The sequence below is a fragment of the Nonomuraea sp. NPDC001699 genome, assembly GCF_053596455.1.
The window spans coordinates 269048-292917 of record NZ_JBSFGF010000007.1 but is presented as its reverse complement, the minus strand read 5'-3'; the positions used below and the strand labels follow the sequence as shown (position 1 = coordinate 292917).

Annotated in this window: 25 protein-coding genes; 18 read left to right on the top strand and 7 right to left on the bottom strand. The window is 73.1% G+C overall.

Annotated elements, in window-relative coordinates; translation table 11 throughout:
• Positions 1-42 precede the first annotated feature (42 nt).
• Positions 43-3540: a S8 family serine peptidase gene (locus tag ACWCSU_RS23110; protein ID WP_449937357.1), complete on the top strand. Its 3498-nt coding sequence runs from the start codon at positions 43-45 to the stop codon at positions 3538-3540.
• A gap of 85 nt (positions 3541-3625) precedes the next feature.
• Here the strand turns inward: ACWCSU_RS23110 and ACWCSU_RS23105 are convergent, their stop codons facing one another.
• Positions 3626-4426, bottom strand: coding sequence for an SGNH/GDSL hydrolase family protein (locus tag ACWCSU_RS23105; protein ID WP_449937354.1), 801 nt, complete (start codon positions 4424-4426; stop codon positions 3626-3628).
• 88 nt (positions 4427-4514) lie between these two features.
• Here ACWCSU_RS23105 and ACWCSU_RS23100 point away from each other — a divergent pair, with 88 nt between their 5' ends.
• Together ACWCSU_RS23100 and ACWCSU_RS23095 are read left to right on the top strand one after the other, a co-directional pair.
• Entirely contained in the window at positions 4515-6116 is a 1602-nt protein-coding gene (locus ACWCSU_RS23100; protein WP_449937351.1) for a CocE/NonD family hydrolase, read from the top strand.
• Complete coding sequence (locus tag ACWCSU_RS23095; protein ID WP_449937349.1) at positions 6098-7042, top strand: helix-turn-helix transcriptional regulator; 945 nt, start codon at positions 6098-6100, stop codon at positions 7040-7042. Before ACWCSU_RS23100 ends, ACWCSU_RS23095 begins: the two co-directional genes overlap by 19 nt.
• Before the next feature lie 73 nt (positions 7043-7115).
• On the opposite strand, the gene ACWCSU_RS23090 is transcribed toward ACWCSU_RS23095, so the two are convergent.
• On the bottom strand, positions 7116-8036 hold the full coding sequence (locus ACWCSU_RS23090) for an SDR family oxidoreductase (protein ID WP_449937347.1): 921 nt from the start codon (positions 8034-8036) through the stop codon (positions 7116-7118).
• Positions 8037-8084: 48 nt separating this feature from the next.
• Here ACWCSU_RS23090 and ACWCSU_RS23085 point away from each other — a divergent pair, with 48 nt between their 5' ends.
• The 4 genes from ACWCSU_RS23085 (at position 8085) to mctP (ending at position 11310) form a co-directional block, all read left to right on the top strand.
• Positions 8085-8645: a VOC family protein gene (locus tag ACWCSU_RS23085; protein WP_449937344.1), complete on the top strand. Its 561-nt coding sequence runs from the start codon at positions 8085-8087 to the stop codon at positions 8643-8645.
• A complete protein-coding gene (locus ACWCSU_RS23080; protein ID WP_449937342.1) occupies positions 8645-9274 on the top strand; it encodes a carboxymuconolactone decarboxylase family protein in 630 nt (209 codons plus the stop codon). Before ACWCSU_RS23085 ends, ACWCSU_RS23080 begins: the two co-directional genes overlap by 1 nt.
• A 231-nt stretch (positions 9275-9505) precedes the next feature.
• Positions 9506-9718, top strand: coding sequence for a DUF3311 domain-containing protein (locus ACWCSU_RS23075; RefSeq protein WP_357704800.1), 213 nt, complete (start codon positions 9506-9508; stop codon positions 9716-9718).
• Positions 9715-11310: a monocarboxylate uptake permease MctP gene (mctP, locus tag ACWCSU_RS23070; RefSeq protein ID WP_357704798.1), complete on the top strand. Its 1596-nt coding sequence runs from the start codon at positions 9715-9717 to the stop codon at positions 11308-11310. The genes ACWCSU_RS23075 and mctP overlap by 4 nt, the downstream gene beginning before the upstream one ends.
• Positions 11311-11313: 3 nt before the next feature.
• Here mctP and ACWCSU_RS23065 read toward each other — a convergent pair whose 3' ends face one another.
• Positions 11314-11658, bottom strand: coding sequence for a DUF6285 domain-containing protein (locus ACWCSU_RS23065; RefSeq protein WP_357704796.1), 345 nt, complete (start codon positions 11656-11658; stop codon positions 11314-11316).
• A 341-nt stretch (positions 11659-11999) separates the two neighbouring features.
• On the opposite strand from ACWCSU_RS23065, the gene ACWCSU_RS23060 reads away from it, so the two are divergent.
• From ACWCSU_RS23060 to ACWCSU_RS23050, 3 genes are all read left to right on the top strand, one after another.
• Entirely contained in the window at positions 12000-12185 is a 186-nt protein-coding gene (locus ACWCSU_RS23060) for a hypothetical protein (RefSeq protein ID WP_357704794.1), read from the top strand.
• A 101-nt stretch (positions 12186-12286) separates the two neighbouring features.
• Positions 12287-13477, top strand: a complete 1191-nt coding sequence (locus ACWCSU_RS23055; protein WP_449937340.1) for an acyl-CoA dehydrogenase family protein — start codon at positions 12287-12289, stop codon at positions 13475-13477.
• A complete protein-coding gene (locus ACWCSU_RS23050; RefSeq protein WP_449937339.1) occupies positions 13474-14457 on the top strand; it encodes a phosphotransferase family protein in 984 nt (327 codons plus the stop codon). The genes ACWCSU_RS23055 and ACWCSU_RS23050 overlap by 4 nt, the downstream gene beginning before the upstream one ends.
• A 9-nt stretch (positions 14458-14466) precedes the next feature.
• Here the strand turns inward: ACWCSU_RS23050 and ACWCSU_RS23045 are convergent, their stop codons facing one another.
• Together ACWCSU_RS23045 and ACWCSU_RS23040 are read right to left on the bottom strand one after the other, a co-directional pair.
• Positions 14467-15069 carry a TetR/AcrR family transcriptional regulator gene (locus tag ACWCSU_RS23045; RefSeq protein ID WP_357704788.1) on the bottom strand — a complete coding sequence of 201 codons (603 nt, stop codon included), beginning with the start codon at positions 15067-15069 and terminating at the stop codon, positions 14467-14469.
• On the bottom strand, positions 15066-15485 hold the full coding sequence (locus ACWCSU_RS23040; RefSeq protein WP_357704786.1) for a hypothetical protein: 420 nt from the start codon (positions 15483-15485) through the stop codon (positions 15066-15068). Before ACWCSU_RS23040 ends, ACWCSU_RS23045 begins: the two co-directional genes overlap by 4 nt.
• Before the next feature lie 55 nt (positions 15486-15540).
• Between ACWCSU_RS23040 and ACWCSU_RS23035 the strand changes: the two genes are divergently transcribed.
• The 5 genes from ACWCSU_RS23035 to ACWCSU_RS23015 are packed head-to-tail and all read left to right on the top strand — an operon-like array spanning position 15541 to position 20867.
• On the top strand, positions 15541-16221 hold the full coding sequence (locus ACWCSU_RS23035) for a class I SAM-dependent methyltransferase (protein WP_357704784.1): 681 nt from the start codon (positions 15541-15543) through the stop codon (positions 16219-16221).
• A gap of 50 nt (positions 16222-16271) precedes the next feature.
• Positions 16272-17042 (top strand): hypothetical protein, encoded by a 771-nt coding sequence (locus ACWCSU_RS23030; RefSeq protein ID WP_357704782.1) that lies wholly within the window; start codon positions 16272-16274, stop codon positions 17040-17042.
• Positions 17039-18169 carry a hypothetical protein gene (locus ACWCSU_RS23025; RefSeq protein WP_449937337.1) on the top strand — a complete coding sequence of 377 codons (1131 nt, stop codon included), beginning with the start codon at positions 17039-17041 and terminating at the stop codon, positions 18167-18169. Before ACWCSU_RS23030 ends, ACWCSU_RS23025 begins: the two co-directional genes overlap by 4 nt.
• Entirely contained in the window at positions 18166-19593 is a 1428-nt protein-coding gene (locus ACWCSU_RS23020) for a hypothetical protein (protein ID WP_357704778.1), read from the top strand. Before ACWCSU_RS23025 ends, ACWCSU_RS23020 begins: the two co-directional genes overlap by 4 nt.
• Entirely contained in the window at positions 19584-20867 is a 1284-nt protein-coding gene (locus tag ACWCSU_RS23015; RefSeq protein ID WP_357704776.1) for an AAA family ATPase, read from the top strand. Before ACWCSU_RS23020 ends, ACWCSU_RS23015 begins: the two co-directional genes overlap by 10 nt.
• A 19-nt stretch (positions 20868-20886) precedes the next feature.
• On the opposite strand, the gene ACWCSU_RS23010 is transcribed toward ACWCSU_RS23015, so the two are convergent.
• Entirely contained in the window at positions 20887-21816 is a 930-nt protein-coding gene (locus ACWCSU_RS23010; protein ID WP_449937335.1) for a GNAT family N-acetyltransferase, read from the bottom strand.
• 68 nt (positions 21817-21884) lie between these two features.
• On the opposite strand from ACWCSU_RS23010, the gene ACWCSU_RS23005 reads away from it, so the two are divergent.
• From ACWCSU_RS23005 to ACWCSU_RS22995, 3 genes are all read left to right on the top strand, one after another.
• Positions 21885-22205 (top strand): STAS domain-containing protein, encoded by a 321-nt coding sequence (locus ACWCSU_RS23005; RefSeq protein WP_357704772.1) that lies wholly within the window; start codon positions 21885-21887, stop codon positions 22203-22205.
• Between the two features lie 99 nt (positions 22206-22304).
• A complete protein-coding gene (locus tag ACWCSU_RS23000) occupies positions 22305-22853 on the top strand; it encodes a TetR/AcrR family transcriptional regulator (protein ID WP_357704770.1) in 549 nt (182 codons plus the stop codon).
• Positions 22854-22945: 92 nt separating this feature from the next.
• Positions 22946-23377 carry an ATP-binding protein gene (locus ACWCSU_RS22995; RefSeq protein ID WP_357704768.1) on the top strand — a complete coding sequence of 144 codons (432 nt, stop codon included), beginning with the start codon at positions 22946-22948 and terminating at the stop codon, positions 23375-23377.
• A gap of 91 nt (positions 23378-23468) precedes the next feature.
• On the opposite strand, the gene ACWCSU_RS22990 is transcribed toward ACWCSU_RS22995, so the two are convergent.
• A complete protein-coding gene (locus ACWCSU_RS22990; RefSeq protein WP_357704766.1) occupies positions 23469-23825 on the bottom strand; it encodes a hypothetical protein in 357 nt (118 codons plus the stop codon).
• Positions 23826-23870: the final 45 nt, after the last annotated feature.

Below are 23870 nucleotides of genomic sequence, written 5' to 3'. Positions count from 1 at the left end.
TCACCTCTTCCTCACCGTCGTGAACGTCGTGAAGGAGAGCACGTGCGCAACACCCTCACCTGGCGTGCGATCCTGACCGGGATCGTCACCGCCGCCGCCCTGGCCGTCCCCCAGGCCCCGGCGCACGCGGCGCCCGAACCCGGCAAGATCTCCCAGGCCGTCCGGGCCGACCTGGACCAGGACGGCAAGGCCACCTTCTGGGTCCGGATGAAGGGCAGCGCCGACCTGGCCGCCGCCCGCCGGGCCGCCACCAAGCGGGCCAAGGCCGAGCTGGTCTACGAGGCCAAGACCGAGCGGGCGAAGACCTCGCAGGCCGGGCTGGTCAAGCTGCTGGACTCCCAGAAGGCCGACTACACCTCGTACTGGATCGTCGACGCCGTACGGGTGACCGCGGACGCCAAGCTGGCCGCGGCGATCAGCGAACTGCCCGAGGTGGACCGGATCGACCCGGTCACCGTCGTCTCGCTGCCCAAGCCCGCGCCCGGCCGGGCCGAGGCCAAGGCCGGCGCGGTCGAGTGGAACATCGACCGGATCGGCGCCCCGCGCGTGTGGAGCGAGCTGGGCGACCGGGGCGAGGGCATCGTGGTCGCCTCGATCGACTCCGGCGTCCAGTACGACCACCCGGACCTGGCCGCGAGCTACCGGGGCAGGAACCCCGACGGCTCCTACACCCACGACTACAACTGGTTCGACCCGGCGCGCATCTGCCCGTCGGCCGCGCCCTGCGACAACAACGGCCACGGCACGCACGTCATGGGCACGATGGCGGGCGCGAACGGCATCGGCGTGGCGCCCGGCGTGCGCTGGATCGCCGCCAAGGGCTGCGAGGTCAACACCTGCACGGACGCCTCGCTGCTGGCCGCGGGCCAGTGGGTGCTGGCCCCGACCGACCTCGCCGGCGGCAACCCGCGGCCCGACCTCGCGCCGGACATCGTCAACAACTCCTGGGGCGGCAACGGGTTCGACCCCTGGTACGTCGAGACCGTCCAGGCGTGGGTGGCCGCCGGCATCTTCCCCGCCTTCGCCAACGGCAACGAGGGCCCGGCCTGCCGGACCAGCGGCTCGCCCGGCCAGTACGCGATCAGCTACAGCGCGGGCGGCTTCGACGTCAACAACGCGCTGTACAGCAGGTCGAGCAAGGGCGAGGGCCAGGACGGCGAGATCAAGCCGAACATCGCGGCCCCGGCCGTGAACGTGCGCTCCTCGGTCCCGGGCGGCGGCTACGACTCCTACACCGGCACCTCGATGGCCTCGCCGCACGTGGCGGCCACGGTGGCGCTGATCTGGTCGGCCGCGCCCCGATTGCAGGGCGACGTGGCCGCCACCCGGCCGCTGCTGGACCGCACGGCGATCGACGTGGCCGACACGAGCTGCGGCGGCACCGCGGCCGACAACAACGTCTGGGGCGAGGGCCGGCTGGACGCCTACGCCGCCGTCCAGGCCGCCCCGGACGAGGGGCTGGGCGAGCTGCGCGGCACGGTCACGGCGGCCGGCGAGCCGGTGCCGGGCGTGACGCTCCAGGTCACCGGGCCGCTCGCGCGCACGGTCGTCACCGGCCAGGACGGCACGTACACGATCCCGCGCCTGCTGCCCGGCGAGTACACGATCACGGCCGCGAAGTTCGGCTACGACCGCGGGACCGCCACCGCGACCGTCACCGCCGAGCAGGTCACCACCGGGGACGTGACGCTCACCCGGCAGCCGTCCGGCACGCTGTCCGGCACGGTCACCACGGCCGGCGCCCCCGAGTCCGGCGCGACCGTGACCGCCGGCGGCACGCCGGTGAGCGCGGTCACCGACGCCTCCGGCCGGTACACGATGACGCTGCCGCGCGGGACGTACACGCTGACGGTCACGCCGGTCTCGCGCTGCTCCAGCGGGGCGAGCGCGCAGGTGGCCGTGGACGGCGACGTGGTCAGGGACGTCGAGCTGCCGCTGCGCGGCGACGGCTTCGGCTACACCTGCCGGGCGGCGGCGCAGCCGTACGTGGCCGGGACCGAGAAGCTGGCGCTGACCGGCGACGACGAGGCCGTGCAGGTGACGCTGCCGTTCGCGATCCCGTTCTACGGCGCCGGGCAGGCCAGGGCGTGGATCAGCACGAACGGGTTCGTCACCTTCGCCGCCGACCGGGTCACCACGGGCAGCAACAGCCGCCTGCCGGGCACCGGCACGCCGAACCACGCGGTCTACCCGTACTGGGACGACCTGAAGGTGGACGCCGAGGCGGGCGTCTACACCGGCGTGGTGGGCACGTCCCCGCACCGCCAGTACGTCGTGGAGTGGCGCAACGTCACCTTCTACAGCGAGGCCGGCGAGCGGGTGTCGTTCGCGGCGCTGCTCGGCGAGGACGGGTCGGTCTCCTTCCGGTACAAGGACATCGAGAGCGAGCGCGACCAGGGCTCCAGCGCCACGGTCGGCATCGAGAACGCCTCCGGCACCGACGCGCTGCTGTACTCCTACGAGGAGGCCGCGCTGGCCACCGGCCGGGGCGTGACGTTCACCGCGAGCCGGCACGGCCTGGTGACCGGCGTGGTCACCGACGCCAACGACGGCGAGCCGCTGGCCGGGGCGTCGGTGAAGCTGGGCGACGCGGCGTCGTTCACGACCGGCGCGGACGGGTCGTTCTTCGGGCAGGTCCCGGCGGGCGACCACGACGTGGTGGTGGCCAAGGAGAACTACGGGACCTTCACCAAGCCCGTCACGGTCACGCCCGGCACGCTGACCAGGATCGACACCGCCCTGGTCACCGGACGGGTGAGCGCCTCGGCCGCCGAGGTGACCGCGGTCATGCCGGCCGGGGCGACCCGGACGCGGACGCTGGAGCTGACGAACCTGGGCTCGCCCACCGCCTACACGGTGACCGGCGACGCCGCCTGGATGTCGGTCACGCCGCAGGCGGGCGAGCTGGCCAAGGGCCAGAAGGCGACGCTGAAGGTGACGGTCTCCGGCGCCGGGGTGACGCCCGGCGGGACGCGTACCGGCAAGCTGGTCGTCAAGTCCGCCAGCGGGCGGCAGCCGGCCATCGAGATCAAGGTGACCGTGGTGGTGCCCAAGTTCCAGGTGGCCGTCGACGCCGGCGGCTCGAAGGCGCTGACCGACGCCGACGGCGACGCCTGGACGCCCGACCGCCGCTACGCCCAGGGCGGGTACGGCTACGTGGCGACCTCGACCAAGACGGCGAGCACGTCCAGGACCATCGCGGGCACCGCCGACCAGGAGCTGTTCAGGACGGCCAGGGAGGGCATGCTGGAGTACCGGTTCGACGGCGTGCCCGCCGGGACGTACACGGTGGAGCTGGACTTCGCCGAGGTGAAGAGCACGCAGATGGGCAAGCGGGTCTTCGACGTGCTGGTCGAGGGGCAGCTCGCGATCCCGGCGCTGGACCTGGCGCTGGAGGCGGGCACGTACACGGCGGTGGCCAGGCAGTACACGGTGAAGGTGACCGACGGTCAGCTCAACGTGCGCTTCGCCGCCCGGCGGGGGGCCACGCTGGTCAGCGGCGTGCGCGTCTCCGAGCGCCCGGACAAGGCGCTCCCGTGACCGCCCGGGGTCCCGCCGTCCCTGGTGCGGCGGGTCCCCGGGTCTCCGCGCTCAGGCGGCTCGGCCGGGCGTCCCTGATCAGTGGTCAGTGGTCGGCGGTCGTCAGCGGGGCGAGGTCGGGGCGCTTGGGGAGGACCCCGTCGCCCGAGGAGCGCCGGTTGATGCGCCTGCCGATCCACGGGCCGAGGTAGGTCCTGGCCCAGCGCAGGTCCTCGCGGCGGGCGGCCGTCCAGACCGGCGGCCGCCTGACCGGGTACGCCTCGCGCCAGTCCTCGCCCACCGGCACGCCGAGCACCTCGGCGGCCCGCAGCGCCACCCGGCGGTGGCCGTCGGGGCTGAGGTGCAGGCGGTCGGCGTTCCAGGCGCGCGGGTCGCGCAGGACCGGCATCGGCCACAGGTCGACCAGCAGCGCGTCGTAGCGGCGGGCGATGTCGTGGATGTGCAGGTTGTAGACCTCGATCTTGGAGTGCGCCAGCCGCATCACCGGCACGTGCCGCAGGTCGAAGCCGGTGAACATGAGCACCCGGCTGCCCGCCTCGGTGAGCGTCCTGACGCCCTGTTCCAGCCGCCTGGCCACGGACGCGGGCCCGCTGCCCGGCCGCAGGATGTCGTTGCCCCCGGCGCACAGCGAGACCAGGTCGGCGCCCAGCTCGACCGCCTTCGGCACCTGCTCCGCCACGATCTGGTCGATCAGCCGGCCGCGGACGGCGAGGTTAGCGTAGCGCAGGCCGGGCTGCCGGGCCCCGAGGTCGCCGGACTCTGCGTTGTCGGCCGCGATGTGCTCGGCCAGCCGGTCGGCCCAGCCGCGGAAGCCGTACTCGGCCGGGTCTTCCAGTCCTTCGGTGAAGCTGTCCCCTAGGGCGACATACGAGGTGATTCGTCCCATGACCGGATAGTTTGCCAAGGAGGTTCTCCTTACGCGACCGTAACCCCCGGCTACCGCCTATCCGGCCCCATCTGTTACTGGTTATGACATGAGACGCGTGCGGCTCCGGCGGGACATCCCCGTCCCGATGCCCGACGGTGTGACGCTGCTGGCCGACCACTACGCCCCGGCTCACGGCCGGCCGGCCCCGGCGGTGCTGATCCGCTCGCCCTACGGCCGGCGCGGCCTGTTCGGCTGGATGTACGGCCGCGGCTTCGCCAGGAACGGCTTCCACGTGCTGATCCAGAGCTGCCGGGGCGGCTTCGGCTCCGGCGGCAGCCTCGACCCGCTCGGCGACGAGCACGACGACGGCCTGGCCACCATCTCCTGGCTGCGCGAGCAGCCCTGGTACGGCGGCTCGTTCGCCATGTTCGGCCCCTCCTACCTCGGTTACGCCCAGTGGGCCGTCGCCGCCGAGGCCGGGCCCGAGCTCAAGGCCATGGCCACGCAGATCACCGCCTCCCAGTTCAGGGACGCCGCGTACGTGGGCGGCGCGTTCGCGCTGGAGTCGACGCTGAGCTGGACCACGCTGACCGACACCATGACGCGCCGCTTCGTCGGCGGGGCCGCGATGCTCACCGCCCCCAGGGTGACCCGCCGGGCCGTGTTGTCGGGGCGGCCGGTGGCCGAGCTGGACGTGGCCTCGGCGGGCCGGCCGCTGCGGTTCTTCCAGGACCTGCTGGCCCACCACGCCGATCCGGCCGTGCCGTACTGGCACAAGCGGGACTTCTCTCCCAAGGTCGGCGAGGTGGAGGCGGCGGTCACCATGCTCGGCGGCTGGTACGACGTCTTCCTGCCCTGGCAGCTCAAGGACTACGCGGCGATGCGGGCGGCCGGGCGGCGGCCGTACCTGACGATCGGGCCCTGGTACCACGTCGACTCCCGGCACGGGCGGCCCTCGAAGGCCGAGGCGCTGGCCTGGTTCCGCGCGCACCTGATGGGTGACCCGTCCGGTCTGCGCCCGGACCCGGTGCGGCTCTTCGTCACCGGGTCCGGCGAGTGGCGCGACTACCCCGACTGGCCGGTGCCGGGCATGCGGGAGCAGCGCTGGCACCTGCGGTCCGGCGGTGGACTGGCCACGCGGGAGCCGGAGGAGGCCGGGACCGACCGGTTCCGCTACCACCCCGCCCATCCCACGCCGGCGATCGGCGGGCCCGTGCTGCTGGCCGACTCCAGGCCGCGCGACCAGCGGCGTCTGGAGGCCCGGCGCGACGTGCTGGTCTACAGCTCGGCGGCGCTGGAGTCGGACGTGGAGATGATCGGCCCGGTGCACGCCGACGTGTACGTGCGCTCCAGCACGCCGTACGTGGACGTGGTGGTCCGGGTGTGCGACGTGCACCCCGACGGCCGCTCGCTCAACCTGTGCGAGGGGGTGCGGCGGCTGGGCCCGCGGGCGACCGGCGACGGGGACGGCGACGGCGTGCGCCGCGTACGGGTGGAGTTGTGGCCGATCGGCCACCGGTTCCGCCGCGACCACCGGATCCGGGTGCACGTGGCGGCCGGCGCGTACCCGACGATCGCCCGCAACCCGGGCACCGGCGAGCCGGTGGGCGCGGCGGGCGGCCCGATGACGCCCGCCGACGTCGAGGTGTTCCACTCCCCCGCCCGTCCCTCGGCCGTGGTGCTGCCGCTGTGCGCGCCGCGCGGCTGATGTCGCTGGTCCTGCTGTTGCAGGCCAGGGGCGGGATGACGGCGGCCGAGCTGGCCAAGGAGCTGGAGGTCTCCGAGCGCACGGTGCACCGGGACGTGCTGGCGCTGTCGGAGGCGGGCGTGCCGGTCTACGCCGACCGGGGGCGCGGCGGCGGCTACCGGCTGCTGGACGGCTACCGCACCCGGCTGACCGGGCTGGACCGGGCCGAGGCCGAGGCGCTGTTCCTGTCGGGGGTGCCCGCGGCGCTGCGCGAGATGGGCATGCAGGAGGTGGCCGCGACGGCCCGGCTCAAGGCCGCCGCGGCGCTGTCCCCCTCGCTGCGCGACGCGCCCGCCACGGCCGCGCAGCGTTTCCACCTGGACGCGCCCGGCTGGTACGCCGCCGACGTGCCGCCGCCCCCGGCCCTGGCGCCGCTGGCCAGGGCCGTGTGGAACGACCTGCCGGTCACGGTGGTCTACAAGGAGCGCACGCGGGAGCTGGACCCGTACGGGCTGGTGCTGAAGGCGGGCGCCTGGTACCTGGTGGCCCGTCTGGGCGAGCGGTTCCTGATCTTCCGGGTGGACCGGATGGGCGACGTCCGGGCGCGCGAGCCGCGCTTCGAGCGGGCGGCCGGCTTCGACCTGGCCGCGTTCTGGGCCGGGCAGGCGGCCGAGTTCAGCCGCTCCCTGCTGAGGGACGTGATCACGTTGCGGCTGACCTCGGCGGGCCGGCGCATGCTGCGGTACGTCGCCGACCCCGCCGCCCTGGACGACGCGCTGGCCTCGCTCCGGCCCGACGGGACCGTGCGGCTGGCCGTGGAGTCGGTGGAGGTGGCCTACACGCAGGTGCTGCGGTTCGGCCCGGAGGCCGAGGTGCTGGCGCCCGCCGAGCTGCGCGCCCTGGTCGCCGACGCCGCCGCCCGCACGGCCGCGCTCTACGAACGCTGACCGGCGGGCGCCGACCGCCGGGCGCTCGACCGTGGGCGCCGAGGGGGATCGCCGTCCGGGGGCGCCGTGCGCGTCAGCGGTAGTTCTCCCAGCTGCCGTCGCCGCCCTTCTCGCCGACCTCGTCGAGGTAGCGCCACACCTGCGGCCGGCTGCCGTCCACGTCGGTGATCCCGTACGCCTCGGCCAGCTCGCCGCTGGTGACCGACGATCCCGACCACCGCCGCCGGTCGGGGTCCTGGGCCAGGGCGGCCACGCCGCGGCCGGCGTAGGCGGGGGTCTCGGAGACCATCCACGCGCCGTCCGCCTTGGCCTCGCGCCAGTTCTCCTCGGTGACGCCGAAGCCCTCCAGCATCGCCTCCGAACGCAGGAAGCCCGGCGTGACCGCCACCGCCGTCCCACCGTACGGGCGCAGTTCGTGGGACCAGGCGAAGGCCAGCCGGTTGACCGACACCTTGGCCAGGTCGTAGTAGACGTTCCCGCGGTAACGGGTCCGGTTGAACTCCCAGGTGCCGTCGGTGATCTCCACGACCAGGCCGCCCTCGTGCCGGATCAGCAGCGGCAACAGGTGCCGGGCGCTGACGAGATGGGTGTCGACGGCCAGCCTGAGCAGGCGCAGGCCGTCGTCCTGGTCCTGCTTCCAGACGGGGGTCTCCCACTGCCACAGGTGGTCGCCGCCCCACACGTCGTTGACCAGCACGTCCAGCCGGCCCTGCTCGCGCTCGACGCGGGCGGCCAGCTCCGCCACCTGCGCCGGGTCCAGGAAGTCGACGGGGACGGCGATGCCCGTCCCGCCCGCCGCGCTCACCAGCTCGGCGGTCTCCTCGATCGTCTCCGGACGGTTCATCTCCGAACGCCGCTCCCGCGTACTGCGTCCGGCGCAGTAGACCGTCGCCCCGGCCGCCCCGAGGGCGACCGCCATTCCTCGTCCCGTTCCGCGGGTCGCGCCCGCCACCACAACAATCACGCTGACGATCGTGTCCCGGATACTCGCCATCCTCTGTCATGTTTTACGCATGAACGCTGTGATAAGTAGTTGATTACTATGAACAGCGAATTCGAGCTCCGCGGGGTCAACCACATCGCCCTGGTCTGCTCGGACATGAAGCAGACCGTCGACTTCTACTCCGGCGTGCTGGGCATGCCGCTGATCAAGACGATCGAGCTGCCCCTGGGCTGGGGCCAGCACTTCTTCTTCGACTGCGGCGGCGGCAACGCGCTGGCCTTCTTCTGGTTCCCCGACGCCCCCGAGGGCGTGCCCGGGGTCTCCGCGCCCAGGAACCTGCCGGACCGGGGCGAGCTGCTGTCGGCGGTCGGCTCGATGAACCACATCGCCTTCGACGTGCCGCCCGAACGCATCGAGGAGTACCGCGACCGGCTGGTGGCCAAGGGCATCGACGTGGGCGTGCTGCTCAACCACGACGACAGCGAGTTCGGCGTGGCGGCCGAGATGCACGAGGGCGTGTTCGTCCGGTCCATCTACTTCAAGGATCCCGACGGGATCCTGGTGGAGTTCGCCGCCTGGACCCCCCCGGACGGACGGCCGGACGGGCGGCCCGGCGACGTCCGGCACGAGCCCAAGACGGCCGCCGACAGGACCGTCTGATGCCGCGCCTGCGCCGGGTGCCGCCCGAGGAGGTGACCGACCCCGTCGTCCGGTTCTTCCACGACCGGCTGCTGTCCCCCGACGGCACGGGGACCGCGACCGGCTCGCCGGGCGACTGGTGGACGGTGTTCGCCCTCGACCCCAAGATCTTCCGCCACTGCGTCAAGGGCTTCCAGATCTACCGCGAGTCACGGCTCGACCCGGTGCTGCGCGAGCTGGGGCAGACCAGGGCGGGCTGGGCGCGGCAGAGCCAGTTCGTCTACTCCCAGCACTGCAAGCAGCTCAGGGCGCTCGGCGTACCGGAGGAGAAGGTGCGGGCGGTCGCCTCCTGGCAGGTCAGCGACCGGTTCGGCGAGGTGGAACGGGCGGTGCTGGCCTACACCGACGGGCTGGTGCTGGACGGCGGCCGGGTGCACGACGAGGTGTTCGCCGTGCTGCGCGCCCACCTGCCCGACGAGCAGATCCTGGAGCTGACCTACATCGTCTGCCTGTACGAGATGCACGCCACCATGGCCCGGGCGCTGCGGCTGGAGTTCGACGACCGCCCCGACCCGATCACCGAGGTGCCCGCCCCCGAGGGCTACGGGACGCGCGACATCGCCGACGAAGTGACCGTTCATCGCGAGTAGCCGACCATTCGCCGATCGCCCGGTTCCGCGCGACGCGGTGGCGACTTAACGTGCCGGGTGCGAGGGGTGGGCTTTGGTCTCGCCTGCCGAGAGTTGATCTCGACATTTAGGCCAAACTGTGATGTTCCGGACATTGGGTTTAATACCACCGGAAAGCTAATCTCCCTCCATTGACTACGTTGTCAGGGGCCGGTCAACAAGCCGCCCCTGATCCCCCCAATCGGAGGGTCGATGACTACCGGGGAATCCGGGCAGCCGCCGCGTACCGACCGCAGCCCATGGAACTGGCTGCTGGTCGTGCCGATCGTGCTGCCGCTGCTGACGTTCCTGTTCAACTCCGACGAGCCGCGCCTGCTCGGCTTCCCGCTGTTCTACTGGCTGCAGCTCGCCTTTATCGTGATCGGCGTCGGCTGCACCACCATCGTCTACAGGATGACCAAATGAGCGGGCACGTGACCGAGCTGGTCGTCTTCGCGCTGCTGTTCGTCCTGGTCAGCGGCATGGGCTTCGTCGCGGCCCGCTGGCGGCGGCCCACCGACCTGGCCAGCCTCAACGAGTGGGGCCTGGGCGGCCGCAGCTTCGGCTCCTGGGTCACCTGGTTCCTGGTCGGCGGCGACCTCTACACCGCCTACACGTTCGTGGCCGTGCCCGCGCTGGTGTTCAGCTCCGGCGCGCTCGGCTTCTACGCGCTGCCCTACACCGTGGTGGTCTACCCGCTGGTGTTCCTGGTGCTGGCGCGGATGTGGTCGGTCTCGCACGTGCACGGGTTCGTCACGCCCGCCGACTTCGTCCGGGCGCGCTTCGGGTCGCCGACGCTGGCGCTGCTGATCGCCATCACCGGGCTGGTGGCCACGATGCCGTACATCGCGCTGCAGCTCGTCGGCATCGAGGCGGTGCTGAAGTCGATGGGCATCACCGGGCACCTGCCGATCATCATCGCGTTCGCGATCCTGGCGGCCTACACCTACCAGTCGGGCCTGCGCGCGCCGGCGCTGATCGCCTTCGTCAAGGACGCGCTGATCTACATCGTGATCCTGGCCGCGGTCATCTACATCCCGGCCAAGCTGGGCGGCTGGGGCAACATCTTCGACATGGCCCAGGCCAAGTTCGACAAGACCCCCGCCCCCGGCGACGGCATCCTGCTCAACGGCGCCAACCAGCTCCAGTACGTCACGCTGGCCTTCGGCTCGGCCCTGGCGCTGTTCCTCTACCCGCACAGCCTCACCGGCGTGCTGGCCTCCAAGAACCGCAACGTCATCAAGCGCAACATGTCGGCGCTGCCGGCCTACAGCTTCGTGCTCGGCCTGATCGCGCTGCTGGGCTTCATGGCCATCGCGGCCGGCACCAAGCCGGTCGACGGCGACCCGAACACGATCGTGCCGAACCTGTTCGACCAGCTCTTCCCCGACTGGTTCGCCGGCGTGGCGTTCGCGGCCATCGGCATCGGCGCGCTGGTGCCGGCGGCGATCATGTCGATCGCGGCGGCGAACCTGTTCACCCGCAACATCTACCGCGAGTACATCAACAAGCAGGCCACCGACGCCCAGGAGGCCAAGGTCTCCAAGGTCGTCTCGCTCGTGGTCAAGGTCGGCGCGGTGCTGTGCATCCTGCTGCTGGACCCGCAGTTCTCGATCGACCTCCAGCTCATCGGCGGCGTGATCATCCTGCAGACGCTGCCGTCGGTGGCGCTCGGCCTGTACACGCGCTGGTTCCACAAGGGCGGCCTGATGGCGGGCTGGGCCCTGGGCCTGGCGGCGGGCATGTGGATGCTCTACCTCATCCCCAACCCGGCCAAGGGCAAGGAGCACTTCGGCGGCTCGGCCTTCAGCATGGCGAACCTGGGCCTGGACACCAAGATGACGATCTACGCGGGCTTCCTCGCGCTCATCGTCAACCTGGTCGTGGCCGCGCTCGCCACGCTGATCTTCCGGGCGGCCAAGGTGGCCGACGGCACGGACACCACCCGGCGCGGCGACTACTTCGCCGACGAGGGCGACCCGGACGTCAAGGACCTGGACCTGGCCGGGTCGCACTGACGCTCACGGCCGCTGGAGGTAGCCGGGATCGGCCACCTCCAGCTTGGCCCGTACGGCCTGGACCAGCGCGGCGGTGAGCGCGTCGTCGCCGTCGAAGCGGCCCGCGCGGACGGCGGCGGCCAGCTCGGCGTCGTCGGCCACACCCAGGGCCGCCAGCCGCGCGGCGTGCTCGGCGGCCTGGTCCGGGCCCAGCTCGATCTCCCGCTCCACCATGGCCAGCACGTTGATCGCCACCCGCGTGTGGAAGCGCACCCGCCCCTCGGCCGCGGGCAGCACGTCGTCGCGCAGGAACTCGCGCACGGCCGCGACGAGCTGCGCGGCGGTGGGCACGTCATGGGGCTGCGCCATCGGCGGCACTCCCGTCACCTCGCTCCGGAGCCGTACGCCCGCGCACGGCCTGTCGTGAGCCCAGGCATAAAGATCACCGCCCTCCCTGTCAAGGCCCCGGCGCCCGGATGACCTTTCTCCACCCCCGGGACGACAGACCTCCCCCCGCGATCGGCGTGTCTCTACCGGACCGCCGACACCCCCGGTGGCGGGCCCGCGCGCGACGATGACACGCTTCTCGAGCGGCCCGGCCCTCCGGGGTCACGCGGACGGCCCGGACGGCTGGGAAAGTCGCCCGGCGCAGCTCCCAGGCCCCCGGACCCCCGGGCCGCTCAGCCGCAGTCAACCCGAGGGAGCGCAGCATGAACGACGACGTACGCGTCAAGGCCTGCCGCATCAACGACCACGTGGAGCTCATCCACGACTCCTCCCCTGACGTGGTCCTGGAGATCCCGCGCCGCGACTGGCTGCACTTCCTGGAGGCGGTCAGGTCGGGGGCGTTCGAGCTGGAGGTCCTGCCCCGCAAGGCCGAGGAGAACGCGGCCTGACCCCCCGTCCCCTCCGAAGGGCCCGGCGGCCGCTGCCGGGCCCTTTCCCGTCCCGCGCGCCGGCCGTTGACCGCGCAACGGATTTCGGTTGAGATCACCCCATGAGCTTCGCCGTACCCGGGCATGTCCGGCCGATCCGCGACGCCGTGCGCGCGTTCATGACCGAGCGCGTCGAACCGGCCGAGGAGGTGCTGCACGAGGGCGGCCCCCGAGCCGCCGCCACCCTGGCCGGGCTGCGGGACGAGGCCAGGAAGGAGGGCCTGTGGGCCCTCGGCCACCCGCGCGAGCTGGGCGGCGGCGGGCTGCCGTTCCTCGACTACGTCTACGTCAACGAGGTCCAGGGCCGCAGCGAGTACGGGCAGCTCGCCCTCGGCTCGTTCACCCTGCAGGACTCGCTCATGCTGCACGAGCACGCCTCCCCCGAGCAGCGCGAACGCTACCTGGAGCCGCTGGTGCGCGGCGACATCTCGCCCAGCTTCGCGATGACCGAGCCGGAGGCCGCCGGCAGCGACCCCACCCGGATCACCACCTCTGCCGTGCTCGACGGCGACACCTGGGTGATCAACGGGCACAAGTGGTTCACCACGGGCGCGTCGGCGGCGGCGTACACGACCGTGATGTGCCGGACCGAGCCGGACGCGCCGCCCCACCGGGCCTTCTCCATGATCCTCGTGCCGACGGACACGCCCGGCTACACGATCGTGCGCGAGACCCCGGTGCTCGGGCTCGGCGGCGCCCACTGCGAGGTGCGCTACGAGGACGTGCGGGTGCCCGCCGCGAACCTGCTGGGCGAGCGCGGGCGCGGCTTCGTCATCGCCCAGCAGCGCCTCGGGCCCGGCCGGATCTTCCACTGCATGCGCTGGCTCGGGCAGGCGCAGCGGGCCTTCGACCTGATGTGCCGGCGGCTGCACGCGCGCACCGCGTCCGGCGAGCCGCTGGCGGCCAAGCAGCTCATGCGGCAGCACGTGTTCGACTCCTACGCCGAGATCCAGGCCGCCCGCCTGCTCACCCTCCAGGCCGCCGAGGCCGTGGACGCCGGCTCGCAGGCCCGCGTCGAGATCGGCGCGATCAAGGTGGTGGGGGCGCGCATGCTGCACAACGTCATCGACCGGGCCGTCCAGGTGTACGGCGCGGCCGGCCTGACCCCCGACACCCCGCTGGACCGCATGTACCGGCACGCCCGCGCCGCACGCGTCTACGACGGCCCCGACGAGGTGCACGTGGACGCGGTCGGCCGCCGCCTCCTGGGCGAGTACGCGGCCGGCGGCAACTGGGAGTTCGGCCTGCGATGAACCGTGCCGAGACGATCGCCCGCCAGGTGTACGGCCCCGGCGCGGCCGTCCCGTACGCGGTCCGGCTGCCCGGCGGGGCCTCCAGGGAGACCTGGGCCCTGGACGTGGTCACCCCCGGCGGCGACCGGCACGAGCTGGTGCTCCGGCTCGACGGGCCGGGGGCCGTCCTGGAGGTGGGCGCCGGGCTGGCCGCCGAGGCGCGGCTGATGCGGGCGGCGGCCGACGCCGGGGTGCCCGTGCCGCACGTCGTGGCAGCCGCCGATCCGCCCGCCGATCCGTACATCCTGATGACGCGGGTCCCCGGCGAGACCATCCCGCGCAGGATCCTGCGTGACGAGGAGTACCGGGAGGCCAGGGCCGGGCTGGCCGCCGAGTGCGGCCGGACGCTGGCGGCGATCCACCGCATGCCGCTGTCCTGCCTGCCCGCCACCGACGCGGAGACCGGAGCCGGGGCGGAAGCCGGGGCCGGGCCCGGCGACCCGCTGCGGCGCTGGCGCGACGTGCTGGACCTGACCGGCGAGCCGCACCCGGTGTTCGAGCTGGCCCTGCGCAGGCTCGCAGCCGACCGGCCGCCCGCCGCCCCCACGGGCGTCGTGCACGGCGACTTCCGCAACGGCAACCTGATCGTCGGCCCGGAGGGCATCAGGGCCGTGCTCGACTGGGAGCTGGCCCACGCCGGCGACCCGCTGGAGGACCTGGGCTGGCTGTGCGTCAAGGCGTGGCGGTTCGGCTCGCCGCTGCCCGTGGGCGGATTCGGCGGCTACGCCGAGCTGACCGCCGCCTACGAGGAGGCCGGCGGGCGGCACGTCGACCTGGACGCGCTGCGCTGGTGGGAGACGTTCGGGGTGCTGAAGTGGGGGATCATCTGCGTCATGCAGACCATGCGGCACCTGCGCGGCGGCGCGGCGTCGGTGGAGCTGGCCGCCCTCGGCCGCCGCGTCTGCCAGACCGAGTGGGACCTGCTCGGCCTGCTGGCCTGACCGCGGCGCTCAGCCCCCGGCGACGGCCGCGCCCCGGCGGCCGGGGGCCATGGCCGCCGCGATCACGTCGACCAGCCCCTCCACCACCTGCGAGCGGTCGACCTCCGGATGCTCCAGCCACCAGTCGCCCGTCGCCTGCACCATGCCGACGAACGCGTGGCCGAGCACCTGCGCCCGCACCGGGTCGGGCACCACCCGCTCGGCCGCCAGCACCTGGCCCAGCTCCTCGCCCAGGCCGCGCACGAGCGAGGTCATGTGGGAGCGGATGCGGGTGTCCTCGGCGCCGGCCCGGTGGAACAGGAAGCGGTAGAGGTCGAGGTTGGCCGAGATCAGGTCGAGGTAGACGCCGATGGCGGCCCGTGCGCGGGCCCGCGGGTCGGCGCCGGGCCCGGCGAACTGGGGGCGGAGCCGGGCGATCACCGTGCGCACGTGGCGGTCGGCCAGCGCCTGGTAGAGGCCGCTCTTGTCGCCGAAGTGGCGGTAGAGGATGGGCTTGGTGACGCCGGCCTCGGCGGCGATGGCCGCCATCGACACCTCGGGGCCCTCGGCCAGGATGGCCCGGTCGGCGGCGTCGAGCAGCGCCCTGCGCCGGTCGGGGTCCCGTCTGCTCATCTGCTCAGGATAGATCGCAGGCGACGCGGCAGCAGCGCCGAGAAGACCAGTAACGCGCCGGTGTAGGCGTACAGGCCGGTCGCCCCGGCGAGGGTGCCGGGCGGCTCGGCCCACGGCGGCTCCCACAGCCCGGGGAGCACGCCCGCCAGGCCGATCGCGGCCCGCAGGTCGAGGGCGAACAGCACGCCCGCCACGGCCAGCGGCAGCCCGCAGGCCAGCGCCGCCGCGGGCCAGGCGGCCAGCACGGCGACGATCAGCGCCGCGGCCGCCAGGAAGCCGAGCCCGGCGGGGGCCGGGGCGAAGGCCGCCTGGCCGGTCCGCAGGGCTCTGGCGCCCGCCTCGGTCAGGTAGTAGACGGGGGGAACGGCGGTCAGGCCCGCGCCGACGCCGATCAGAGCTCGTACCTCACCGGTCACAGAGCCCATCGTCCCCCGCCTGCGCGCGGCTCACTCGGCGGTTAGGTTTTTCGTCATGAAGAACAGTGGCACAGGCCCAGGCGCCATCACCCCCGACGGATCCCCTGTCGACTTCTACACCCTCCTCCGGCCCGGCCGGGACGCCGACCTCGTGATCCAGGAGACCCCGCCCGGCGGGTCCGTCCTGGAACTCGGGGCCGGCGTCGGCAGGGTCACCCACGCCCTCGTCGAGGCCGGGTTACAGGTCGTGGCCGTGGACGAGTCCGCCGAGATGCTGGCGCACGTGCGCGGGGCGGGGACCGTGCACGCGCGGCTCCAGGAGCTGCGGCTCGACCGCCGCTTCGACACCGTCACGCTGGCCTCCCAGCTCGTCAACGTCGTCGACGGGGAGGTCAGGCGCGCCTTCCTGGCCGCGTGCGCACGGCACGTCGAGCCGGGCGGGGCGGTGCTCGTCCAGTGGATGCCGGCCGAGCGGCACGACTCCTGGCGGGCCGGCTCGGGCAGGGCCGACGGCGACGTCACGATCACGCTGGCCGAGGTCGAGGAGATCTCCCCCGGCGTGTTCGCGGCGACGATGCGCTACGAGCACGGCGACCGGGTGTGGACGCAGTCGTTCACCTCGCGGCGGATGACGGACGACGACCTGGCCGCCGACCTGGCCGCCGAGGGGTTGCGGCTGGAGCGGTTCCTCACCGAGGACCGCACGTGGTTCCTGGCCCGGCCCTTTACAAAGTAGATTTCAGTGTAAATACTGGGAAATACTGGAACTGTTGATACCCTCGCGCCATGAGTGACCGGCTGGACGAGCTGGAGCGGCGGATCGACGGGCTCCGGGCCGGCGTGCGCAAGGCCATGCGCGTCAAGGACGGCGCGACGGCCCGCGTCCTGCGCGCCGAGCTGCGCACCGCCGAGCGTGCCTGGGACGCCCTGGTGAGCGGCGAGCAGCCGCGCGGCAGGGCCGAGGGGCCCCGGCTGGTCACCGTGCGCGAGCAGGTGCACCAGGCGCTCGCGCTGCTCGGGGCCGCCGCGCAGCCGCGCCTGGTGGTGGCGGTCAGCGGCGCGTTCTTCGCCGGCACCATCCGCAGCGCCCAGCTCACCAGCCTGCGCCGCGACGAGGAACGCTCGTTCCGGTCCACACCGCACGGGCGGCCGTACTACCTGTGCGCGGCGCTGACCGACCGCCTCTCCCCCGCCCGCGGCCTGCTGACGCTCAGCACCTGGCCGCTGGAGCGGCGCGTCGTCGGCCCGCTCAGCCCCCGCGTCGACTTCCTGACCTGCGCCATCGCCGTGGCCTCGCACGAATGCGAGGACGAGCGGGCGCTGCGCTTACTGGCGCGGATGGCCAGGAACGTCCCCGGCGCCACGGCCGCCGACCTCGGCCCGCCCGACCGCCGGCGGATCGCCGAGGCGGCCGGGGCCGAGCTGGCCGTGCACGCGGAACGCGACACGCGCGACCGCGCCGAGCTGGCACGACGCGCCACATCCCAGCTCGGTGACGTGGCCAGGCTGTTCGGCGCCGCTACGCTGGGCACGATCAAGGAGGAGACAGCGACGTGAGCGGCTTGAGACGCGAGGACGGCCCGGCCCACCGGCTCGACGCCCTGCGCGGCACGACCCCGCCCAAGCCGCACGACGCCCGGGCGATCGCGGCCCTGGCCGCCAACCCCGGTTGCGCCCGCCGGGCCCTCATGGACGGCGCGGGCGTCGACAAGGACGCCGCCGCCCGCCATCTGGGCTTCCCCGCGCCGTTCGGCCAGTCGCCGTTCGCGATCACCCGCGGGAACGCGTTCGAGGCGCTGGTCAAGGCCGACGGCTGCGCCGAGCTGCTGCGCCTGCTGAGGGAGGTGCTCGGCCTGCCGGTCGCCGAGGTGGCCTACCACGACGTGGAGAACGTCGGCGCCCACCTGCGCCACACCCACACCCGGGCTCTGTTCGACCGGGCGGCGCGCGGCGACCAGGACGCCGGCACGCTGTTCGACCACCCGCTGCTCAGCCTGGAGATCGCCGGCCACACCGCCTTCCTCGAACCCGACGTGGTGGCCTTCCAGCTCGGCGGCCGCTTCCACGTGGTCGAGATCAAGTCGTTCGCGGTGGTGGACGGGCAGGCCGACCCCGGCGCGGTGGCCGCCGCCGCCCGCCAGGCCGCGGTCTACGTGCTGGCGCTGCGCACGATGCTGGAGGAGCTCGGGCACGACCCGCGTACCGTCTCCCACGACGTGGTGCTGGTGTGCCCCGAGAACTTCGCCAACCGGCCCGTGGCGACCCTGGTCGACGTGCGCAGGCAGCTCGCCGTGCTGCGCCGTCAGCTCACCCGGATGACCGGCCTCGACCGGCTGCTCGCGGCGCTGCCCGACGACCTCAGCTTCGACCTGCGGCCCGGCGAGGACGGCCGGCCCACCCGCCCGGTCGCCGAGCTGACCGACGCACTGCACAGGACGACCGCCCGCTACGCCCCCGACTGCCTGTCCACGTGCGACCTGTGCTACTTCTGCCGCGACGAGGCCCGCCAGGAGGGCGCCTCCGACCTGCTGGGCCGCCAGGTGCGCGACGAGCTGGGCGGGGTCGCCTCGGTGACCGAGGCGCTGGGCCTGGCCGACGGCCTGCGCGACCCGGCCGACGGCCAGGAGGAGATCGCCGGCCTGCTCCGCAACGCCGAACGCCTGCGCAGGGAGTGCCTCAGTTGAGCCTGCTCACCTCGCTCGCCCGGCTGCGCGCCCTGCAGGAGGGCATCGCCCAGCCCGTCGCCACGGTCCGCCACTGTCACGTGGGCGCTCGGCCGATGGTGTTCGTCCCGCTCAAGCTGTCGGGCGAGGCAGCCGCGCCGCTGGCCGCCATGCTCGGCACCGACCGCGACCGGCCGCGCCTGCTCGTCGTCACCCAGCCGCGCAACCGTGACCTGCGCTTCGCCTGGGCCGCCGAGCTGGCCGGGGTGCTGCTGCCGTACATCGAGTCGTTCACCGCCGACACCGAGACGGTGGAGCGCAAGAACGCCGACCCCTACGAGCGGGCCCTCGACGCGCCGCAGCTCGTCGTGCCGAACCAGGCGGGGGTCGCCTTCGCCAGGCTGCTCGGCCGCTCCACGCGCTTCCGCAGGCCCGACGGGCCCTACCCGGTGCCGCCGGAGGTGCCGCTGCTGGGGCGGTGGCTGACGTACTTCGGCGAGCGGGCCGCCTACCCGGGCTCGTCGCTGACGCCGGCCGTGACCGAGGAGCTGGGCCGCCACTGGGCCAGCGGGCAGAGCGCGCTGGAGGACGCCAACCTGGCCGCGCTGCTGTCCTGGATCACCCAGGGGCCCTCCGACGACGCCGAGGATCCGCTGATCTGGCCGCCCGCCGGGCCCGCGACCGATCCCGGCTTCGACGCCGAGGTGCTCGCCCCGGCCATCGAGAGCGAGTCGCCCGAACGGGTCGCCGAGGCGCTGCGCACCCAGCTCGAACCCACCTGGCGGCTGATGTGGCAGGCGCTCGACCTGCTGTCCGGGCTGGAGCCGGGCGCGAGCGTGGCCCAGCGCTGGGAGCAGGACCGCGGCTCGTTCAGCGCCATGGCCGCCCACATCGCCGAGGGCGCGCCGCCGCAGGCCAGACGCGACGGCGCGGTGGCCGCCGCGGCCAAGCTGGCCCGCATGGAACGCGCCCAGGCCGCCTACGACGTGCAGCGCGCCTACGACGACCCGCTGGTGATGGCCGAGTACCGGCTGACCGGTGAGGCGTTCGCCGGCGAGGTGGTCGAGACCGTGCCCGACAACGTCGAGGGCGAGGGCCGCTCGCGCAAGCTGCGTCCGCTGGTGGTGCTCAAGACCGACGACCCGGTGCGCCTGGCGCCCGGCGCCTCGCTCGGCACCCCGGAGCGCCGCGGCCAGGGCGCCGAGCTGGTGGAGGCCCGCGATGGCCTGGTCACCCTGAAGATCACCAAGGGCATGGGCCGGGGGAAGACGCCCGTTCCCGGCGCCGTGCCGGAGGTCGGCGAGCGCGTCTGCTACACCTCGCTGACCGACGACTTCCAGGGCTCGCCGACGCTGCCCGAGGCCGAGGCCACGCCGTGGACGCACGGCGGGCCGCCGCAGGAGTACATCCCCGACGACGAGGACGCGCAGGAGGAATGGTCGTGAGCGAGAGCCCGGAGCAGGTGATCGCGAACGTCCTGGCCGACCTGCCCAGGAACCGCGGCGTCGTGGTCGACTCCCCGCCGGGCGCGGGCAAGTCCACCCTGGTCGTGCGCGCCGCCGCGCACATCGCCGCCACCGGCGAGCCGCTGATGATCGTCGCCCAGACCAACGAGCAGGTCGACGACCTGGTGGCCCGCATCTCCGACAAGCACCCGCACCTGAAGGTCGGACGGCTGTCGGCCGGCGGGTACGTGCCCCACCCGCGCATGCTGGAGCTGGCGGGCGTCACGATCGGCACCAGGATCCAGGACCTGGGCGACCCCGACATCGTCATCGCCACGGCCGACAAGTGGGCGTGGATCTCCGGCCGGGTGTGGCCGTGGGCGATCGTGGACGAGGCGTACCAGATGCGCTCGGACAAGCTGCTGCGCATCGCGGGGCTGTTCGAGCGGGCGCTGTTCGTGGGCGATCCCGGGCAGCTCGACCCGTTCTCGATCGTCGACGGCGACCGCTGGTCGGGGCTGTCGTGGGACCCGTTGCAGAGCGCGGTGGCGGTGCTGCTGCGGCACAACCCGGGCCTGCCGGTCCACCGGCTGCCGGTGTCCTGGCGGCTGCCGGCCTCGGCCGCGCCGGTGGTGTCGCAGGCGTTCTACCCGTTCACCGGGTTCCGGTCGGGCACCTCCGAGGGCGACCGGCGGCTGGACCTGACCGCCGGCGGCATGGGCACCGTGCACGACCGGGCGCTGGAGGAGGCCGCCCGGTCGGGCTGGGCGCTGCTGGAGCTGCCCAACCGGCACACCGTGCGCACCGACGGCGAGGCCGTGCAGGCCGTGGCGCTGCTGGCGGCGCGGCTGCTCCAGCGCGGGGCCGTGGCCACCTCCGAGCAGGGCGAGCGGCCGGTGACCGCCGACCGGATCGCGGTCGGCGCGGCCCACCGCGACCAGGTCGCGGCGATCAGGAACGCCGGGCTGCCGCCGGAGATCACCGTGGACACCGCCAACCGCCTCCAGGGCCGCGAGTACGACGTGACGATCGTGCTGCACCCGCTGTCGGGCCGCCGCGACGCCACCGCCTTCCACCTGGAGTCCGGGCGGCTGTGCGTGCTGGCCTCGCGCCACCGGCACGCCTGCGTGATGGTGGCGCGGGCGGGCATCGCCGAGCTGCTGGACGCCCACCCGTCGGCCGAGCCGGTGCAGCTCGGCGTGCCGGTGAAGTTCCCCGACGGCTGGGAGGCCAACCAGTCGGTGCTGGAGCACCTGGCCCGCCACCGGGTCTGACCCCGGAGCCGCGCACGGGTCAGAGGCGGCGCCGCCACACGTCGATGGCCAGCACGCGGCGCATGCCCGCCGACTCGTACAGGCCCAGCGCGGGGGTGGTGTTGTTGCTGTCGACGTGCAGGATCGTGCCCTTGCGGCCTCTGGCGGCGTCGGCGGCGAAGGCGTGGCGGAGCAGGAAGCGGCCCAGGCCCCGGCCGCGGAAGCCCGGGTGCACGGCGAGCGTGGCGACGTAGCCGCAGTCCTCGTCGGAGACGAACTGGTTGCTGCCGATCAGCACGCCGGCGGGCTGCCCGTCGATCCTGGCCAGGGTGAGCTGGCTCCAGTCGGTGACGCTCTGGGCCTGGCGGCGCTCGTACCAGTGGTCGTAGTCGACCGCGACGAAGCCGAAGTGCTCGGCGAAGCCGAGCTGGTGCACCTGGTGCGCCGCGCGGCGCGTCTCCTCGCTCTCGCCCGTGTGCAGGGTGAGGCCGGGCAGCGGGACGGGCGGCTCGACGGGGGCCGCGTGGTCGACGCGCATGCGGTGGAAGCTGGTGCCGGGCTCGAAGCCCTGCTCCTTGGCGTAGGACTGCTTGTCCTGGTCGTCGCGGTAGATGCCGATGTCGATGGTGACGCCGTCGTGGCCGCGTTCGCCGCCCAGCTCGCGGGCGCGGTCGGTGACCGTACGCCACAGCTCCTCCCGCAGGCCCGTCAGGCCGGCGCGGGTGATGACCTCGATGTTGACCAGGTCGCTGTCGCCCACCCGGCACGCCCAGGCCCACCCGGTCAGCAGGCCGGTCTCGTCGCGGGCCAGCCAGCCGTCCCTGTCGAGGTCGAAGCCCGGCTCGACCAGCTCGTCGGCGACGTCGTCGAGGGTCATGTCGGGCGACCCGATGACCTCGGTGTCGTAGGACGCGACCAGCTCGTGGATGGCCGCGGCATCGTCCACCCGGGGGCGGCTGAAGGTGTGCATGGGGCCGATTGTGCACATATGCCCGCCCCCGCGCCTCCCATTTTTCCGGTGGTGGCTAAGCTGGGCGGGTGGTCGACAGAAAGCCGCTGCACATCGAGGTCGCCACGCCGGGCGCGACGACCGTCTCGCTCGCGCTCAGCGGCGACCTCGACTACGAGTCCGTGAGCCGGCTGGCCGAGCTCTCCGTCCCCGCGGGCTGCACCGCGATCGACGTCGACCTGTCCCGGCTGACCTTCGTCGACTCCTCCGGCCTGGCCGGGCTCGTCCGCCTCCAGTTGCAGGCCGCGGACGCCGGCGCCGTCGTACGGGTGGTGGCGCTGACGCCCTATCTGCGCAGCCTGTTCCTGCTGACGGCGATCGACCGGCTGTTCACCCTGCCGCCGGACTGACCGCCTCCGCCCTTAGTTGATCTTGCTTACTTGCCGACCGGCAAGCCTAGAATGGGCGGGACATCAACTTGCCGACCGTCAAGTCGAAACAGGTGGGAAGTGCGGGAAGACACGCGGGCGCGGATCCAGGAGATCGCGCTGAGGCTCTTCACGGAGCAGGGTTACGAGGCGACCTCGCTGCGCGAGATCGCGGAAGAGCTGGGCGTGACCAAGGCCGCGCTTTACTACCACTTCAAGACCAAGGACGACATCGTCGGCAGCTTGGTCGACCTCCGGGTGGCCGAGCTCCAGGAGCTGCTCGACTGGGCCAGGAGCATGCCCAAGACCCCCGAGACCCGCCGCGAGCTGCTGGCGCGTTACGCCGAACGCCTCCGTCAGCCCCGCTACCTGGCCGTCGCCCGCTTCCTGGACAGCAACCAGACGGCCATGCGCAGCCATCCCAAGCTCGCCAAGATGCGCGACACGATGATGGAGCTCACCGCCGAGATGAGCGGGCCCGGCGCCACGCCCACCGAGCGCGTCAGCCGGTCGCTGGCGCTGTTCGCGCTGCACGCGGGCAAGTGGCTGACCATGGCCGGCGAGGGGCTCACCGACGAGGAGATCGACAAGGCGTGCATGGAGGTGGCGCTGCGGCTTCTGGAGCAGTAGCCGCCCTCCCGGGCTCCTGATGCCACAACGGACGATTGGCGCCCGGGATCCGGGGAAGAAGGCTCGCACGCATCCAGACGGGAGGAGACGCAGTGGAGGCGACGATAGCGCTCCGACTGCCCAGGGATGCGGCGAGCGTCCCGCTGATCAGGAAGATGCTGGACGGCACGCTGCGGTCGCTCGGCGTCGAGGCCCAGGTACGCGACGACATCGAGCTGATGCTGACCGAGGCGTGCGCCAACGTGGTCAAGCACGCGGCTCCCAGTGACGACTACACCGTCAGCGCCTGCGTGCGCGACGATCTGTGCGTCATCAAGGTCGTCGACACCGGGGGCGGTTTCGACCCGCACAAGGTGCTCGAACCCGGCCCGGGGGCCGAGCACGGCAGAGGACTGCAGATCATGCGCGCGCTCGCCGACGACATCCGGTTCACCAACGTCCGCGAGAACGGCGCGATGGTCTGCCTGGAGAAGAGGCTGCGCTTCACCCCAGGGGCGGCGGGGCAGCATCTCATCGCCAGGTGACCCGCACGAAAGGGGCCGGGGCCGCCGCTCTTCGCGGCGGCCCCGGCCCCTTTCTCACTGTTCTCTCACTGTTGGCTGCCGGGAACGGCGGTCATCGTGAGGTGAGACCGGAGGGCCTGCGAAGGCGGGCGCTCCGGCCGGGACGGCTCACGTCGGGCCGCCGGTCGCCCCCGCGGACCACGGGGGCGAGGCGGATGCGGCGGCTCACCAGGGGCGTGCCGCCGCTCAGCTTCGCCCGCAGCCGCGCGGGCATCTCGGGGGCGCTGAACTTCAGCGGCAACCGTGCCCCGCGGCCGGACAGCCGCCGCCACAACGTGTGCCAGTCCACCAACGTTCCGGCCAGCGCCGCCAGCACCAGCATCGCGACCACCGCGATGACCAGGACGGCCAGGACGATGAGGACGAAGACGATCACCAGGGAGCCGATCGTACCGAGGACTGTCAACATTGGGCAAAAAGTGCCCGCTCACCAGCAAACTATGCCGATTTTCTG